Genomic DNA, 286 nt, shown 5'->3' with positions numbered 1-286 from the left:
ATGTCAAAGTGGATGGCAAGACCATTGCGGCGAAAAATATCATCATTGCAACCGGCGCAAGGCCGGCCATGCCCGAGATATTGGGCCTTAACTCAGATCTTGCTTATAACTCCGATACCATCTGGAATTTACGCCAACCACCCAAAGCAATGATTGTCGTAGGAGAGGGGCCTATAGGGTGCGAGCTTGCGCAAAGCTTTCATCGGCTTGGTATCAACGTCACACTCGTCGGCCGAAATGACACGGTACTGCCGCGCGAAGACAGTGATATGGCGAGCCTAGTACA

At 51.7% G+C, this 286-nt stretch carries 1 protein-coding gene; it reads left to right on the top strand.

Features of this window, described 5'->3' with window-relative positions:
* Positions 1 to 286 (top strand): FAD-dependent oxidoreductase (locus A3751_RS20930; protein WP_156492703.1); only part of this gene is annotated, 286 nt, incomplete at both ends.

It is taken from the genome of Oleiphilus sp. HI0080 (assembly GCF_001635135.1).
This window is presented reverse-complemented; position numbering and strand designations above follow the sequence as displayed.